Annotated in this window: 1 protein-coding gene (cut by a window edge); it reads left to right on the top strand. The window is 67.8% G+C overall.

The features are described 5' to 3' along the window. On the top strand, positions 1–19,739 hold the 3' portion of the coding sequence (locus tag G6N55_RS19215; protein WP_085224946.1) for a non-ribosomal peptide synthetase. 11,419 nt of this gene lie to the left of the window's left edge; 19,739 of the gene's 31,158 nt are visible here — the last part of the coding sequence; its start codon lies beyond the left edge, outside the window; the stop codon is at positions 19,737–19,739.

The following is a 19,739-nucleotide window of genomic DNA, read 5'->3' as shown; positions in this document are numbered from 1 at the left end:
CGGCCGAGTTGCAGCAACGGGTGCGCGAGGTGGCCCGCGAGCACAATGCGACCAGCTTTATGGTGGCCCAGGCTGCCCTCGCGGTGCTGCTGTCGGCGGTCAGCTCCAGTTCCGATGTAGCCGTTGGCTTCCCGATCGCCGGACGTCGCGACCCCGCTCTGGACGAGCTGGTGGGCTTCTTCGTCAACACCCTGGTGCTGCGCGTCGATTTGACGGGCGACCCCACCGTCGCCGAGCTGCTGACCCAGGTGCGCCAGCGCAGCCTGGCCGCCTACGAAAACCAAGATGTGCCCTTCGAATTTCTCGTCGAACGCCTCAACCCCACGCGAAGCTTGGCCCATCACCCGTTGGTCCAGGTGATGTTGGGCTGGCAAAACTCGCAGCCCGCCGAATTGGCGCTGGGCGATGTGCAGGCCACCGCGCTGCCGATCGACACCCATACCGCGCGAATGGATTTGTCCTTCTCCCTGACCGAATGCTTCACCGCGTCCGGTGAGGCCGCAGGGATCTCGGGGAGGGTGGAATACCGCACCGACGTTTTCGACGAAAGCAGCATCTCGGCCCTGATCGGTCGGCTGGAGCGGGTGCTGACGGCGATGACATCCGATGCGAGGCAGCAGCTTTCGTCGATTCAGTTGTTGGACCCCGACGAGCACGCGAGGCTCGACATCTTGGGCAACCGTGCGATGTTGGCGCTGCCCGCGCCGGTTGCGGTGTCGGTGCCGGAGTTCTTCGGCGAGCACGCGCGGCGCACACCGGACGCGGTAGCCGTCACCTTCGGTTCGCGTTCGCTGACCTATCGCCAACTCGATGAATCCGCCAACCGGCTGGCCCACTTGTTGGCCGGCCAGGGTGCTGGTCCGGGACAGTCGGTGGCGCTGCTGTTTTCACGCTCGGCCGACGCGATTGTCGCGATGCTGGCGGTGCTGAAGACCGGAGCGGCGTATCTGCCGATCGACCCGGCCCATCCCGACGCGCGGATTGGGTTCATGCTCATCGACGCCGCCCCGATCGCGGCGATCACCACCGCGGAACTGCGGGCGCGGCTAGGCGAGTACGACCTTGCGGTGATCGATATCGGCGACCCCGCCGTCGATCTTCAACCCGCGAGCCCGCCTCCGGCGCCCTCGCCCGACGACATCGCCTACCTGATCTACACCTCGGGCACCACCGGCGTCCCCAAAGGCGTTGCGGTCAGCCACCGCAACCTGGCCCACCTGGCAGTGTCGACTCCCGGCCAGCTACCGGTGACGCAGGTGTGGACGCAGTGCCACTCCTACGGCTTCGACTTCTCGGTGTGGGAGATCTGGGCGGCCCTGCTTGGCGGCGGACGTCTGGTCATCGTCCCCGAGGAGGTGACCACCTCACCGCAAGACTTCCACGCCTTGCTGGTTGCCGAACGCGTCAACGTGCTCACTCAAACCCCCTCGGCTGCAGCGGCATTACCACCGGACGGTTTGGAGTCCGTGTCGCTGCTGCTCGGCGGGGAAGCTTGCCCCGCCGAGGTGGTCGATCAGTGGGCGCCCGGCCGGACCATGATCAACGCCTACGGCCCCACCGAGGCCACCGTGTACGCCTCGATGAGCAGCCCGCTCGCGGCGGGTTCGGGCGCCGCGCCGATCGGCGCCCCCGTGGCCACCTCGGCCCTGTTCGTCCTGGATCCCTGGCTGCGCCCGGTACCGGCCGGGGTGGTCGGCGAGTTGTACGTCGCCGGCACGGGTGTGGCGTGCGGATACCTCGGCCGGGCCGGGTTGACCGCGTCGCGATTCATTGCCTGCCCCTACGGCGAATCCGGTGCGCGCATGTATCGCACCGGCGACCTGGTGCGCTGGCGCGCCGACGGTCAACTCGACTACCTCGGCCGGGCCGACGATCAGGTCAAGATCCGCGGCTACCGCATCGAACTCGGCGAAATCCAGACCGCCCTCGCCGGCCTCGGCGGCGTCGAGCAAGCCGTCGTCATCACCCGCGACGACCGCGCCACCACCCGGCTCATCGCCTACGTCACCGGCGCCGCCGATCCGGCCCAGCTGAGCGCCGCGCTGGCCGAACAGCTTCCGGCCTACATGGTCCCGTCGGCGATCGTCGTCCTCGATGCGCTGCCGCTGACCGTCAACGGAAAACTCGACACTCGCGCGCTACCGGCGCCCGACTACCACGACGCCGATCACTACCGCGCCCCCACCGACGCGATCGAAGAGATTCTGGCCGGCATCTACGCCCAAGTCCTTGGTCTCGAACACGTCGGCATCGACGACTCCTTCTTCGACCTCGGTGGCGACAGCATCTTGTCCATGCAAGTAGTTGCCCGGGCGCGGGCGGCCGGTGTGTTGTGCCGTCCGCGTGACATTTTCGTCGAGCAGACCGTGGCCCGGCTGGCCCGAGTGGCCGGCGTGGTCGGCGCAGATACAGTCGTCGTCGACGAAGGTATCGGACCGGTGCCGGCCACCCCGATCATGCGCTGGCTGCAGAACGTCGACGGCCCGGTCGAGCAGTTCAACCAAACCGTCGTCGTGCAGGCGCCCGCCGGCGTGACCGAGGTCGACCTGGCAATCATGTTGCAGGCCTTGCTGGATCGACACGCAATGCTGCGACTGTACGTCGACGATGCGGGGTTGCCCCAGGTGCCCGAGGCCGGGTCGGTTGACGCACGAAGCTGTCTGCAATCCGTCGCGGCATTCTCCGACGAGGTGCTGATCGACGCGCGGCGGCGGTTGAACCCGGGCACCGGCTCGATGGTTCGCGCGCTGTGGGTTACCTCGACGTCCCAGTTGGTACTGATCGTTCACCACCTGGCGGTCGACGGGGTGTCATGGCGAATCCTGTTGGAGGACCTGAACATCGCGTGGGCCCAGCATCAGAGTGGCCAACCGATAGCACTGCCGGCGACCGGGACCTCATTCGTCCGCTGGGCGTCGCTGCTCGATGAGCACGCCCGCTCGGCGGCGGTGCTGCGGCACGCCGATGCCTGGCGGCGAGCGGCCGCGGTACCGAGCGCACTGCCCGCACCCCAGCCCGAGCTGGATACCTACGCCAGTGCGGGACAATTGTCGGCCGAGCTCGACGCCGAGACCACCCGCATGCTGCTGGGCGAGGTGCCCGCGGCGTTTCACGCCGGCGTACAAGACATTCTGCTGATCGCGTTCGGGTTGGCCTGGACGGAGTTCTTGGACACCGACTCGGTCGTCGGTATCGATGTCGAGGGTCATGGCCGCGATGACGAATTGGCCGCCAACGTGGACCTGTCGCGCACGGTGGGCTGGTTCACCACGAAATACCCGGTGGCGCTGAGCATCGGCGACCTGAGCTGGGCGCAGGTGCTCGCCGGTGAGTCGGCGTTGGGCGCGGCGGTCAAGGACGCCAAGGAACAGTTGCGCGCGTTACCCGACGGATTGACCTACGGACTGCTGCGCTACCTCAACCCCGAAGCGGACTTGACCGGACCCGACCCGGCGATCGGCTTCAACTACCTCGGTCGACTCGGCGCCGCGGCCGTCGAGCTGTCCGACGATTTGTGGCGGGCCAGCCAAGACGGCGTATCGGTGGCAGTCACCGCCTCGGCAATCCCAATGCCGTTGGGGCACACCGTGGAACTCAACGCGGGCACCATTGACACCGACAGCGGCCCACACTTGCACGCGACCTGGACGTGGGCGTCATCGGTGCTCGATGGCGAACAGGTCAGCCGCCTGAGCGGTTTGTGGTTCGAGGCCCTGAACGGGATTTGCGCCCACGTGCGCCGCGGCGGAGGCGGGCTGACACCGTCGGACATCGTCCCGGCCCACCTGAACCAGCAACAGATCGACGAGCTGAGCCGAGACGACCGCGTGGCCGACATCCTGCCGCTCACGCCGCTGCAGCAGGGGCTGCTCTTCCACGCCAGCACCGCCACCGGCAATGCCGACGACCTGTATGCGATGCAGCTGGACCTCACCATCAGCGGCCCGCTGGACCCGAACCGGCTGCGCGCGGCCGTGGGCACGGTGGTCGGCCGTCATCCCAACCTGACCGCCCGCTTCAGCCGGCAGTTCGACGAGCCGGTCCAGATCATGCTCGCCAATTCCGCTGTGCCATGGCGGTATTACGACCTCGACTCCGAGGACCGAATTCAGCAGGTCTGTGCCGCCGAACGCGCCGCGGTCTGCGATCTCACCGAACCGCCGGCCTTCCGGGTAGCGTTGATCCGCACCACCGACGACCTGCACCGGTGTGTGCTGACGAATCACCACATCGTGCTGGATGGCTGGTCGCTGCCGATCCTGGCGCAAGAGATCTTCGCCAGCTACTACGGGCAGCGACTCGCCGCGGCCGCGTCGTATCGCAGGTTCGTCGCCTGGCTGGCCGACCGCGACGTCGGCGCCGCGGCGGCGGCTTGGCGCGAGGCGTTGGCCGGCTTCGACGCGCCCACTCTGGTGGGCCCGCCGGGCCGCGTCCGGCTCGGACCCCGCGGCGTCGCCGGCTCGGCAATGTCGGAGCAGGCGACCCGCGCCCTGGGCGAGCTGGCCCGTGCGCACCACACCACCGTGAACACGGTGCTGCAGGCGGGCTGGGCGCAGGTGCTGATGTGGCTGACCGGCCAGCACGATGTCGCCTTCGGCACCGCCGTCTCGGGGCGCCCCGCCGAGCTGGCCGGGTCCGATTCGATGGTGGGCCTGCTGATCAACACCGTGCCGGTGCGGGCCACCAGCACCGCGGCCACCACGACAGCCGACCTGCTCGACCAGTTGCACCGATCCAACAACCACACCTTCGAACACCAGCACCTGGCGCTCACCGAGATTCACCGTGCCGCCGGCCACGACCAACTCTTCGACACGCTGTTCGTCTACGAGAACTACCCGATCGTCACGTCCACGGTGCTCGCCGAGGGGTTGGCCATCACCGCGTTGACCGCCCGCGAGTTCAACCACTATCCGCTGACCCTGCAGGCGATGCCGGGCGACGAACTCGGCCTACGTGTCGAATACGACACCGAAATCTTCGCCGCGGAAACCATTGAGACACTGATCGGGCGGCTACGACGGGTGCTGATGGCCATGACTGTCGATGCCGCCCAACGGCTCTCCTCGATCCGGCTGCTCGACGACGACGAGCACGCCCACCTCGACGCGATCGGCAACCGGGAGGTGCTGACGCGACACAACGGGGCAGCCGCGTCAATCCCGGAGCTATTCGCCGCGCAAGCCGCGGGCACCCCCGACGCGACCGCGATCACCTGCGACGGCCGCTCGATCAGCTACCGCGAGCTCGAGCAGGCCGCCAACCGGGTGGCGCAGCTGCTGGCCAGTGCGGGAGCCGGGCCGGGACAGGTCGTGGCGCTGCTGTTTTCGCGTTCGGCCGAGGCGATCGTCGCAATGCTGGCGGTGCTCAAGACGGGTGCGGCGTATCTGGCGATCGACCCGGCCCATCCCGGCGCCCGCATCGCGTTCATGCTCGCCGATGCCGCACCGGTCGCCGCGCTGACCACCGCGGAACTGCGGCCACGGCTGCGCGGTCACGACCTACGGATCATCGACATCGACGACCCCGCCGTCGATGTCCAGCCCGCCGCCGCACCGCAACCGGCCCCTTCGCCGGACGAAATCGCGTACCTGATCTACACCTCCGGCACCACCGGTATCCCTAAAGGTGTTGCGGTCACTCATCGCAACCTGGCCCACCTGGCCGAATCGACACCCGCCGCGCTCCCCGCGACACAGGTGTGGACGCAGTGCCATTCCTACGGCTTCGACTTCTCGGTCTGGGAAATCTGGGCCGCCCTGCTCGGTGGCGGGCGACTCCTCGTGGTACCCGAGGCGGTGACCAGCTCGCCGCAGGACTTCCACGACCTGCTGGTGCGTGAAAGCGTCAATGTGCTCACCCAAACACCCTCGGCCGCAGCCGCATTGACCACGCAGGGTTTGGAGTCGGTCGCGGTGCTGCTGGGCGGGGAAGCTTGCACTGGCGAGGTGGTCGATCAGTGGGCTCCCAACCGGGTGGTGATCAACGCCTACGGCCCCACCGAAGCCACCGTATACGCCTCGATGAGCGCGCCGCTCACCGCGGGGACGGGGGCGGCGCCCATCGGCGGGCCGGTCTCGACCGCGGCCCTGTTCGTGCTGGACGGCTGGATGCGCCGGGTATCGCCCGGTGTGGTCGGCGAGTTGTATGTCGCCGGTGCCGGGGTGGCGTGCGGATATCTCGGCCGCGGCGCGCTGACCGCGTCCCGATTTGTCGCCTGCCCGTACGGGGAGCCCGGCGCCAGGATGTATCGCACCGGTGATCTGGTGCGCTGGCGCGCCGACGGCCAACTCGACTACCTCGGCCGGGGCGACGAGCAGGTCAAGATCCGCGGCTACCGCATCGAACTCGGCGAAATCCAAACGGCCCTCACCAACCTCGATGGCGTCGAGCAAGCCGTCGTCATCACCCGCGAGGACCGGCCCGGCGCCAAACGGCTCGTCGGCTACATCACCGGATCCGCGGACACAGCCGCACTGCGCAGCGCGTTGGTCGAGCGGCTGCCGTCCTATATGGTGCCGGCCGCATTGGTCGCTCTCGACGCACTGCCGTTGACACCCAACGGCAAACTCGACATCCGCGCCCTCCCGGCACCCGAATACCAAGGCATCGGCGGTGATTACCGCGCCCCGGCCACCGCGATCGAGGAGATTCTTGCCGGCATCTACGCGCAAGTCCTCGGTGTCGAGCAGGTCGGCGTCGACGACTCTTTCTTCGACCTCGGCGGCGACTCCCTCTTGGCGATGCGCCTGATCGCCACGATCAACTCCGGCCTCGACGCTGGCCTGCAAGTACACACCCTGTTCGACGCTCCCACGATCGCCCGGTTGGCACCACGCATCGGCACCGGCCGAGGCTGGCTGGAACCGCTGACAGCCGGCGAGCGACCCGCCGTGGTGCCATTGTCCTTTGCCCAATCCCGGTTGTGGTTCCTCGATCAATTGCAGGGCCCGTCGCCGGTCTACAACATGGCGGTCGCGCTGCGGCTGACCGGAAGACTTGATGTCGCCGCGCTGGGTGCCGCGATCGCCGACGTCGTCGCCCGCCACGAGAGCCTGCGAACCCTGTTTGTGGCACCGGACGGCGTCCCTCAACAAGTGGTGGTGGACGCCCAGCAAGCCGAGTTCGATTGGCAAGTAGTTGATTCCAGACACTGGGCCGCGTCGAAGCAAGACGCGGCGATCGAGGCCGCAACGCGCTACACATTCGATTTGACCAGCGAGATTCCCTTACGGGCAACGCTTTTCCGCCTCGCCAGGGACGAACATGTCCTGGTGGGCGTGGTGCATCACATCGCCGCCGACGGATCGTCGGTCGCTCCGCTGGTACGCGATCTGGGCGCGGCCTATGCCGCGCGGTGTGCAGGAGAAGCGCCGCGCTGGACGCAATTGCCGGTGCAATACCCCGATTACACGCTGTGGCAACACAAGCAGTTCGGTCGCCTCGACGACGTCGGCAGCCCGATCGCCGCCCAGCTGGTCTACTGGGAAGACGCCCTGGCCGGCATACCCGAGCGCATGACACTGCCCACCGATCGGCCCTACCCGCCGGTGGCCGACCAGCACGGCGCCACCGTGGACATCGAGTGGCCGGCCGAATTGCAGCAGCGGGTGCGCGGGCTGGCCCGCGAGCACAACGCGACCAGCTTCATGGTGGTCCAGGCCGCGCTGGCCGTGCTGCTCTCGGCCGTCAGCGCGAGTTCCGATGTGGCCGTGGGCTTCCCGATCGCCGGGCGCCGCGACGCGGCACTCGACGAGCTGGTGGGCTTCTTCGTCAACACCCTGGTGCTGCGCGTCGAGGTCGACGGCGATCCCACTGTCGCCGAGCTGCTGGCCCAGGTCCGACAGCGCAGCCTGGCCGCCTACGAACACCAGGACGTGCCCTTCGAAGTCCTCGTCGAACGCCTCAACCCCACCCGCAGCCTTACCCATCACCCGCTTATCCAGGTGATGCTGGGTTGGCAGAACCTATACGGTGACGACCCCGCCTCGGCGCTGGCGTTGGGCGAGGTGCAAGTCACCCCGCTGCCGATCGACACCCGCACCGCACGAATGGATTTGGCGTTTTCTCTCGTCGAACGTTGGACCCGCGCCGGCGAGCCCGCCGGGATCTCCGGGACGGTGGAATACCGCACCGACGTGTTCGACGCCGACAGCATCCGCACCCTGGTCCAGCGCTTCGAGCGGGTACTCGACGCGCTGACCGACGACCCCACCCGGCGGTTCTCCTCGATCCGGCTGTTGGATTCCGGCGAACGGGCCCGCCTCGACGAGATCGGCAACCGGGCGGTGTTGACCCGGCCCGCAGCGGCCGCGAAGTCGGTCCCGGCGCTGTTCGCCGAGCGCGCCGCCCGGGCGCCCGAGGCGCTGGCCATCACGTTCGAGGGCCGCTCGTTGACGTACCGCGGCCTTGACGAGGCCTCGAACCGGTTGGCGCACTTGCTGGCTGCGAACGGCGTGCGGACCGGACAGTGTGTGGCGCTCGTGATGGAGCGATCGGCCGAGGCGATCGTGGCGATGCTGGCCGTGCTCAAGACGGGCGCGGCTTACCTGGCGATCGATCCCGCACTGCCCGACGTACGAGTCGGTTTCATGCTCACCGACGCCGCGCCGACCGCCGCGATCACCACCCGGCAGCTGCACCAACGGCTGGAGGGGTACGACCTTGCGGTGATCGATTGCGACGACCCCGCCGTGGACGTCCAGCCCGTCACCGCACTACCGGTACCTGCCGCCGACGAGATCGCGTACCTCGTGTACACCTCGGGCACCACCGGCACTCCCAAGGGGGTGGTGGTCACGCACCGCAACCTGGCGCACCTGGCGGAGTCGACGCCCCGAGAGTTGCCGGACGCGCAGGTGTGGACGCAGTGCCACTCGTATGCGTTCGACTTCTCGGTGTGGGAGATCTGGGCCGCCGTGCTCGGTGGTGGGCGACTCGTCGTGGTACCCGAGTCGGTGACGACCTCACCGGAAGACTTCCACGCCTTGCTGGTGCGCGAGCACGTCAACGTGCTGACCCAAACCCCTTCCGCGGTCGTGGCATTGGCTCCGCAGCAGTTGGAGTCGACGGCGTTGCTGCTCGGCGGGGAGCCCTGCCCGGCCGAGGTGGTGGAGCAATGGGCGAACGGCCGCGTCGTGATCAACGCCTACGGCCCCAGCGAGGCCACCGTGTACGCGTCGATGAGCGCGCCATTGACGCCGCGCACCGCCGTAGTCCCGATCGGTGCGCCGGTATCGACGGCAGCTCTGTTCGTCCTCGATGGGTGGTTGCGCCCCGTGCCCATCGGTGTGGTCGGCGAGCTGTACATCGCCGGTGACGGCGTGGCGTGCGGATACCTCGGACGAGGCGAGCTCACCGCGTCACGATTCGTCGCGTGCCCGTTCGGCGGACCCGGATCGCGGATGTATCGCACCGGAGACTTGGCGCGCTGGCGAGCCGATGGACAACTCGACTACATCGGGCGCGCCGACGAGCAGGTCAAGATTCGCGGGTACCGTATCGAGCTCGGCGAAATACGTTCAGCCCTAGCCGGTTTGGACGGCGTGGATCAGGCGGTGGTGGTGACCCGCGAGGATCGGCCCGGCACTGCCCGCTTGGTCGGCTACATCACCGGCACCGCCGAGCCCGCCGCGGTACGCGCGTCGCTGGCCGATCTGCTCCCGCCGTACATGGTCCCGTCGGCCGTCGTGCTGATCGACGCGCTGCCCCTGACGGTGAACGGCAAACTCGACACCCGCGCCTTGCCGGCACCGGAATACCGCGATGGCGATCGGTACCGCGCCCCGGGGACCGCGACCGAGGAAATCCTGGCCACGATCTACGCACAAGTCCTCGGCGTCGAGCGGGTCGGAGTCGACGACTCCTTCTTCGACTTGGGCGGGGACAGCATTTTGTCGATGCAGGTGGTCGCCCGGGCCCGGGCGGCCGGTGTGTTGTGCCGGCCGCGTGACATTTTCGTCGAGCAGACCGTGGCCCGGCTGGCCCAGGTTGCCAGGGTAGCAAACGAAAGCGCGGTGGCCGACGCGGGAATCGGGCCCGTGGTGGCCACCCCGATCATGCGCTGGCTGCTGGACATCGATGGTCCGGTCGAGGATTTCAACCAGGCAATGGTGGTGCAGGCACCCGCCGCGGTGACCGAGGACGCCGTGGTGGTGGTTCTGCAGGCGTTGGTGGATCGGCACGCCATGTTGCGGCTGCGCGTCGACGACGACGGTTCGCTGCAGGTGCCCGAGGTCGGCTCGGTGGATGTCCGCGCCTGCCTGGACTCCGTGGACGAACTGTCCGAAGCGGACCTGGCGCAGGCACGAGCGCAGTTGAACCCGGCCACCGGAACCATGCTGAGCGCGGTGTGGGCCAGCTGCACCGGCCAGCTGATGCTGATCATCCACCACCTGGCCGTCGATGCGGTGTCGTGGCGAATCCTGTTGGAGGACATCAACATCGCCTGGGGTCAGCTGCACAATGGGCAGCCAATCGCGCTGCCTGCGGGCGGAACATCGTTCTCCCGGTGGTCGTCACTGCTGGCCGAACACGCCCGCGCCGCCGACGTCGTCGAGCATGCCGCGACCTGGACCCACGTGCAGGCGGTTCCGGCCGCACTGCCCGCGCCCCGCCCCGAGCTCGACACCTACGCCAGTGCCGGTCAGATGTCGGTACAGCTGGACGCCGAGACCACCCGAATGCTGCTGGGCGAGGTACCCGCGGCGTTCCGCGCCGGCGTGCAGGACATTCTGTTGATCGCGTTCGGGTTGGCCTGGGCGGAATTTCTGGACACCGGCGGCGAGCCGATCTGCATCGACGTCGAAGGCCACGGCCGCTACGAAGAACTGGCCGGCGATGTGGACCTGTCGCGCACCGTGGGCTGGTTCACGACGAAATACCCGGTGGCACTGAACGTTGGCGACCTGACCTGGGCGCAGGTGCTCGCCGGCGAGTCGGCGCTGGGTGCGCTGGTCAAGAGGGCCAAGGAACAACTGCGCGCCCTGCCCGACGGACTCACCTACGGTCTGCTGCGCTACCTCAACCCCGAGGTGGACCTGACCGGGACCGACCCGGCGATCGGGTTCAACTATCTCGGACGACTCGGCGGCGCGGCCGAACTCTCCGACGACTTGTGGCAGATCAGCCGGGACGGTCTCTCGATGGCCGCGGCGTCCTCGGCGATCCCAATGCCGTTGGGACACACCGTCGAGCTCAATGCCAGCACCCTCGACACCGACACCGGCCCACGCCTGAACGCCACCTGGACCTGGGCACCTTCGACGATCGACGGACCGCAGATCGGCCGGCTCAGTGAGCTCTGGTTCGACGCGCTGGCGGGAATCTGCGCTCATGTCCAGCGCGGCGGCGGCGGACTGACCCCTTCCGATATCGTCCCGGCCCGGCTGAGCCAGCAGCAGATCGACGAGCTGTGCCAACAGGACCGCGCCGCCGATATCTTGCCGCTCACTCCGCTGCAGCAGGGACTGCTGTTCCACGCCAACACAATCCAGGGCAACACCGACGATGTCTACGCGATGCAGCTGGGCATCACCATCACCGGCCCGCTGGACCCCGACCGGCTGCACCAGGCCGTGCACACCCTGGTCGGCCGCCACCCCAACCTGGCCGCCCGATTCTGCCGTCAGTTCGACGAACCGATTCAGATCATCCCGGGCGATCCGGTGCCGGCGTGGCAATACCTCGAGCTCGGCGATGATGTGCAGTCGCTCGAGCGGATGGCCGCCGCCGAACGCGCCGCGGTCTGCGATCTGACGCAGCCACCGGCATTCCGGGTCGCCTTGATCCGCACCGCGAACGACCGTCATCGCCTGGTGCTCACCAACCACCACATCGTGCTCGACGGCTGGTCGCTGCCGATCCTGGCGCAGGAGATCTTCGCCAGCTACTTCGGGCACCGACTCCCCGCAGCCCCGCCCTACCGCCGCTTCGTGACCTGGCTGGCCGAACGGGACATCGATGCGGCGCGGGCGGCCTGGCGAGAAGTGTTCGCGGACTTCGAGATTCCCACCCTGGTGGGCCCACCGGCGCGAATCGGGTTGGGGCGACGAGGGGTACAAACGTCTCGCGTCAGCGAAAAGATGACCACGTCGCTGGGCGAGCTGGCTCGCGCACATCACACCACCCTCAACACCGTCTTGCAGGCCGGCTGGGCGCAACTGCTGATGTGGCTGACCGGCTTGCACGACGTCGCCTTCGGCACCGCGGTCTCCGGCCGTCCCAGCGAACTCCCCGGCGCCGACTCGATGGTGGGCCTGCTGATCAACACCGTTCCGGTGCGGGCCAACTGCACGCCGCTGACCACAACCGCCGGGCTGCTCGACCAACTGCACCGCGCCAACAACCACACCCTCGAGCATCAGCACCTGGCGCTATCCGAGATCCATCGCGTCACGGGCCACGACCAACTCTTCGACACGCTGTTCGTGTTCGAGAACTACCCCGTCGACGCCGCCAACCTGGCCGGCCTCGACGGGCTGGCGATCACCGAGGTGACGGCGCGCGAATACAACCACTACCCGCTGACGCTGCAAGCCATGCCCGGCAACGAGCTCGGCCTGCGGATCGAATACAACACCGACGTGTTCGCCGCGGACGGCATCGACACACTCATCCTGCAGCTGCACGAGGTGCTGCTGGCCATGGTCACCGCGCCCACCCGCAGGTTGTCGTCGATTCAGCTGTTGGACTCCGACGAGCAGGCGCTGATGGATGAGGTGGGCAACCGGACGACGTTGGCCCGACGCGCGCCCGCGCCGGTGTCGATCCCGGAATTGTTCGCCGAACACGTGCAGCGCGACCCGGGCGCGGTGGCGGTGAGCTTCCAGGGCAGCTCACACACCTATCGAGAACTGGACGAGGCCGCCAACCGGTTGGCACACCTGCTCGCCGGCCAGGGTGCTGGTCCGGGACAGGCGGTGGCGCTGCTGTTTTCGCGCTCGCCCGAGGCCGTCATCGCGATGCTTGCGGTACTCAAGACGGGGGCCGCCTATCTGGCGATCGACCCGGCCCTGCCGGACGAGCGGATCGGGTTCATGCTCGCCGACGCGGCACCGATCGCCGCAGTGACCGTCGACGATCTGCGTCCACGACTGGACGGATACGACCTGCCGATCGTCGATGTCGATGACCCTGTCGTGAGCACCCAGCCCGACACGGCTGTAGCGCCCCCCTCGCCCGACGGTATCGCGTACCTGATCTACACCTCGGGCACCACCGGGGTCCCCAAAGGTGTTGCGGTGAGCCATCGTAACCTGGCACACCTGGCCAATTCGACACCCGCACACCTGCCACTGGCACAGGTGTGGACGCAATGTCACTCCTACGGCTTCGACTTCTCGGTATGGGAGATCTGGGCCGCCCTGCTCGGTGGTGGGCGACTCGTCGTGGTCCCGGAGTCGGTGACCACCTCACCCGGCGACTTCCAAAGGCTGCTGGTCGACGAGGGAGTCACTGTCCTGACCCAAACCCCTTCAGCCGCAGCCGCATTGATGCCCAGCCAGTTGGAATCGGTGGCAGTGCTGCTGGGCGGGGAAGTTTGCCCCGCCGATGTCGTGGATCAGTGGGCGGATGGCCGCGTGGTGATCAACGCCTACGGCCCCACCGAAGTCACCGTCTACGCCTCGATGAGCGCGCCGCTCACCGCGGGGACGGGGGCGGCGCCCATCGGCGGGCCGGTCTCGACCGCAGCGCTTTTCGTGCTCGACGACTGGCTGCGCCCGGTCCCCATCGGGGTGGTCGGTGAGTTGTATGTCGCCGGAGACGGCGTGGCATGCGGATACCTGCGCCGGTCGGAGCTGACCGCATCGAGGTTTGTGGCCTGCCCATTCGGCGAACGCGGTGCCCGAATGTATCGCACCGGCGACCTGGTGCGCTGGCATCCCGATGGGCAGCTGGACTACATCGGGCGCGCCGACGAGCAGGTCAAGATCCGCGGCTACCGAATCGAGCTCGGTGAAATCCAAACGGCCCTGGCCAGTTTGGATGGTGTCGACCAAGCCGCCGCGATCACCAGCGAGGACGCGACGGGCACCACCCGCGTGACCGGGTATGTCACCGGAACCGCCGACCCGGCCGCGTTACGAAACGCGTTGGCCGACAAGCTCCCCGCCTACATGATCCCGGCCGCCATCATCGTGCTCGAGACCTTGCCGCTGACGACAAACGGCAAACTCGATGTTCGCGCGTTGCCTGCCCCGGACTACCAGGTCGCCGGCAACTACCGCGCCCCCACCAACGCCGTCGAGGAAATCCTGGCCGGCATCTACAGCCAGGTCCTCACACTCGAGCGCGTCGGCACCGACGAGTCGTTCTTCGACCTCGGCGGCGATTCTCTGTCAGCGATGCGCCTGATCACCGCCATCAACTCCGCTCTCGACGCGGACCTCGAGGTGCACACCCTGTTCGACGCACCCACCATCGCCGCGCTGGCGCCCCGCATCGGCGCCGACCGGGCCGGCCGGCGTACGCCGCTGGTCGCCGGCCCGCGGCCGGCGCTGGTTCCGCTGTCGTTCGCGCAGTCCCGGTTGTGGTTCCTGTACCGGTTCGAGGGCGGGGTGGCGACCTACAACATGCCGACGGCGTTCCGGATCAGCGGGGCACTGGATATCGAGGCGCTGGACGCGGCCCTCGACGACGTCATCGCCCGCCATGAATCGCTGCGCACCGTCTTCGTCGAAATCGACGGCGTGCCATACCAAGAGGTGCTACCGACAGAGCCGGGACTGTGGCGGCGCGGCCGCGACGCGGTGGTACCGCTGGCGCGACACCACATGGTCTCCGAAATGGTGGCACTGGCGAAATACCGGTTCGATTTGTCGGCCGAGATCCCGATTCGCGCACAGATCTACTCGGTGGGCCCCGAGGAGTACTTCGTCGGGATTGTGGTGCACCACATTGCCTTTGACGGGTGGTCGCTGGCGCCGATGGCCAGGGATATCGGCGAGGCCTATCGGACTCGGCGGCAACGCCGGGACCCGCAACAGGCGCCGTTGGCGGTGCAGTACGTCGACTACACACTTTGGCAGCGTAAGCAATTCGGCGATCTGGCCGATGCCAATAGCCCGATTGCCGCCCAGCTGGCCTACTGGGAACACGCGCTGGCCGGAATGCCCGAACGGTTGCAACTGCCCACCGATAGGCCCTACCCGCTGGTCGCCGACTACCGCGGCTCCAACGTCGCGCTGCAGTGGCCGGCCGAGCTGCAACAGCGCATCCGCGAGATAGCCCGTGAGCACAACGCGACCAGCTTCATGGTGATCCAGGCCGCCCTGGCGGCGCTGCTCGCGGCGGTCGGCACCAGTTCCGATGTGGCCGTGGGCTTCCCGATCGCCGGACGGCGCGACCCCGCACTCGACGAGCTGGTCGGCTTCTTCGTCAATACCCTGGTGCTGCGCGTCGACGTGGCCGGCGATCCCACCTTTGCCGAACTGCTGGCCCAGGTTCGTCGCCGCAGCCTGGCCGCCTACGAACACCAAGACGTGCCGTTCGAAGTCCTGGTGGAGCGGATCAATCCCACCCGCTCCCTGACTCATCACCCGCTGATCCAGGTGATGCTGGCCTGGCAGAGCGCCCCGGCGCACCACGTCGGTCCCGACAGCGGATTGGTCTTGGATGATCTACACGTCACCCAGCTGCCGATGGACACCCAAACCGCCCGAATGGATTTGGTGTTCCACCTTGCCGAACACTGGGACGAGGCCGGTGCGGCCGCCGGGATCGGCGGGACGGTCGAATATCGCACCGACGTGTTCGACGCGGCCACCATCACCGCGCTGATCGAGCGACTGCAACGCGTGTTGGTGGCCATGACAACCGACACCAGCCGGCGACTCTCGTCGGCGGATCTGCTCGACGCCGACGAGTATGCGCGCCTGGACAATTGGGGAAACCGGGCGGTGTTGAGCCGGCCCGCGTTGCCCGCCGAGTCGATCCCGGCGAGGTGGGCCGATCAGGTGACGCGCACGCCGGGCGCGCTGGCGGTGACCTTCGCGGGCCTGTCGATGACGTATCGCGAACTCGAGGAGGACGCGAACCGGTTGGCGCATCTGTTGACCGCGCACGGGGCGGGACCGGGACAGGCTGTGGCACTGCTGTTTACCCGATCCACCGAGGCGATCATCGCGATACTGGCGGTGCTGAAGACCGGAGCGGCCTACCTGGCGATCGATCCGGCTCACCCCGACGCCCGGATCGGATTCATGATTGCCGACGCCAAACCGGTCGCGGCGATCACCACCGTCGCGCTGTCCGACCGGCTCGACGGATACGACCTGGCCGTGGTGTCGGTCGACGATCCGCGTATCTCCGCTTGTCCGTGCAACCCGCTACCAATGCCGGACCCCGATGACATCGCCTACATGATCTACACGTCGGGCACCACCGGCACGCCCAAGGGTGTGGCCGTCCCGCACCGCAACGTCACCCAGCTGCTGCACTCCTTGGCGGGCGAGCTGGAGATGGAACAGGTATGGACGCAATGCCATTCGCTGGCATTCGACTTCTCGGTGTGGGAGATCTGGGGCGCGCTGTTGCACGGCGGGCGGTTGGTGGTGGTGCCCGAATCGGTGGCCCGGTCGCCCGAGGACTTCCACGCCCTGCTGGTGGCCGAGCGCGTTGGCGTGCTGAGCCGCACCCCGACGGCGTTCTACGCGCTGCAAACGGCCGATGCGCTCTCACCCGAGCTCGCCAAACAACTCCAGCTTCAGACCGTGGTGTTCGGTGGTGAAGCCCTTGAGCCGCAACGCCTTCGGACCTGGCTGCAACGTCATCCGGGGTCGCCGCGACTGATCAACATGTACGGCATCACCGAGACGACGGTGCACGCCTCGTTCCGGGAACTCGTCGACGGAGACGTAGACAGCACTATCAGCCCCATCGGCGAGCCGCTGGCGCATCTGGCGTTCTTCGTGTTGGACAAGTGGTTACGCCAGGTGCCGGTCGGGGTGGTCGGTGAGTTGTACGTGGCCGGCGCCGGGCTGGCGGACGGATATGTGCGCCGGCCGGACCTGACCGCGTCCCGGTTCCTGGCCTGCCCCTTCGGCGGACCGGGAGCACGGATGTACCGCACCGGGGATCTGGTGTCGTGGGGCGCCGACGGGCAGTTGCGTTATGTCGGGCGCGCCGACGAGCAGGTCAAGATCCGCGGCTACCGCATCGAACTCGGCGAAATCGAAAGCGCGCTACTCGCGTGCCCGGAGGTCACCCAGGCCGTCACCAGCGTGCATCACGGCAATGCCGGCGAGAACCTCGTCGCGTACATCACCTTGCGGCGCACCAGCACCGCCGACCACGACGCCGAAATCGTCGGCCAGTGGCAGGGCCTGTACGACGACCTGTACGACGGACACGACGGAGTACCGCAATTCGGCATGGACTTCCGCGGCTGGAACAGCAGCTACACCGGGGAGCCGATTCCGCTCGAGGAGATGTTCGAGTGGCGTGCGGCCACGGTGAATCGGATCATGGCCCTGCGGCCCCGGCGAGTTTTGGAGATCGGCGCCGGTTCCGGGCTGCTGCTGTCGCAGATCGCCTCGCAGTGTGAGCGCTATGTCGCCACCGACATGTCGGCGGTGGTGATCGACAACCTCGCGCGCTCGCTGGAGCACTTGCGGATCCCGTGGCGTGATCGGGTCGAGCTGCTGGCCCGGCCCGCCCACGTCACCGAGGGGCTGCCGCAGGGCTACTTCGACACCATCATCGTCAACTCGGTCGTCCAGTACTTCCCGAACGCGGCATACCTGGCCGACCTGATCGACACCGCCATGGAGCTGCTCGCACCGGGCGGCGCGGTGTTCCTCGGCGACATCCGTAACCACACCCTGCAGGACGCCTTCCAAACCGGGGTCGCGCTCGCCCGTACCACCACCGCCGACGCGGCCGAGATCCGCCAACGGGTCCACCGCGCCGTGGTCAGCGAGCCCGAATTGCTTTTGGCGCCAGACTTTTTCACCACCTGGGCCGACCGTCACGCGGCGGCGGCCGGACTCGACATCCAAGTCAAACGCGGACTGGCCGACAACGAACTCAACCGGTACCGCTACGACGTCGTCATCCGCAAGACCCCCGCCCCGGTACGGTCCATGGCCACCGCACCCACCTGGACCTGGACCGAATGCGCGGGCCTGCTCGGCCTGCACTCCCGGCTGGCCTCGCTACGTCCCCCGACCGTGCGCGTCGCCGATATCCCGCGCGCGGGACTGGTCGGCGACGTCCGCATCGAACACGCGCTGGCCGACGGGCTGCCCCTGGCCGACGCGCTGATCCCGCCCGCGACGGCCCCCGACAGCGTCACGCCCGAACAGCTGCACCGCCTTGGTGAAAACGCCGGCTACCACGTCGCGGTGACCTGGGGTGCCGAGCCCGGCACCCTGGACGCCGTCTTCCTCATCTCCGCCGGTGCCGCGCTGACCGACCTCTATCTGCCCCGCACCGACGCGCACCAGCGCGGCGCCCACGCCAACAACCCGAACACGAACATGGAGGTAAGCGCGGTGCGCCAGCAGTTGAGCGCGCGGTTGCCGGAGTACATGTTGCCGGCTCAGATCGTGGTGCTCGAGGAGTTCCCGTTGACCTCGTCGGGCAAGATCGACAGCAAGGCGCTGCCGGCACCGGTGTTCGCCGCCACGCCCTTCCAGCCCCCGCGCACCGATACCGAGCAGGTCATCGCCGGCATCTACGCGCGGGTGCTGGGGATCGACCGGGTCGGGGTCGACGACTCCTTCTTCGACCTCGGTGGCGATTCGCTCTCGGCGATGCGGGTGATCGCCGCGGTCAACGCGGCCCTCAATGTTCACCTTCCGGTACGGACCATGTTCTACGCCCCGTCGGTGAGAAATCTCAGCGAACAGCTCGGCACGCAGGACAGCGCCTCGGAGGTGGTCGGAGTCGAGGTGTTCCAGGAGGGCACCGGCGCTCCGCTGTGCTGCATTCACGACGGCCTCGGACTGAGCTGGTCGTATCGCGCGCTGGGCGAGTACGTCGATTGCCCGATCATCGGGATCAACCAGATCTCGCAGGACGGCGAAGCCGAGCCGGTGTCGATTCGCGGGATGGCGGCAAACTACGCGGACCGCATCCAAGCCCGCTACCCCGAGGGGCCCTACCGGCTGCTCGGTTGGTCCTTCGGCGGCGTCGTCGCCCACGAACTCGCGATCGAGCTGCAGCGACGCGGGCAGGTTGTCCAGAGCCTGGTACTGATCGACCCGGTATTCAGCGCCAGCAAGTTCATCGCGAAACTGAGCGCCAACCGGGCCGCCGCAAAGAATCAGACGCTGGACGAAAGCCACCTCCTGGTACACCTGTTGCGGACCAACCGGATCGACATCCCCGAGCAGTCCGAGCCGCTGAACTACCTGCGGGCCGAGGAACTAGTGCAACAGCACGGGGCCGATTTCCCGCTGCCGCCCCAGCGGCTACTCGAGCTCATGGTGCACAGCGTCAAGACGAACCAGCTGCATCTGCTGGACCACGTGCCCGGGGTGTTCGACGGCGACATGGTCATCTTCGCCGCGGCCCGGGGAAGAAACGAGAACGAGCGAGGACGGACACGGTGGCGCGGACTGCGAACCGGCCGGGCGGCTCGGTCCCAGCAACGGCTTTGGCGGCCGTATGTCGGCGGCGAAATCGCCACGTACTCGGTCGACAGCACGCACCTCGAGATGCTCACCGCCGATTCGCTCAGCTCGTACGGCGAACAACTCAGGCTGTACCTGCACTCCAGGGTGACGCAGCGCTGA

The sequence above is a fragment of the Mycobacterium florentinum genome, assembly GCF_010730355.1.
Taxonomy (GTDB): Bacteria; Actinomycetota; Actinomycetes; order Mycobacteriales; family Mycobacteriaceae; genus Mycobacterium; species Mycobacterium florentinum.
Note: the sequence above shows the minus strand (reverse complement) of the source record. Positions and strands in the feature narration are given on the sequence as shown.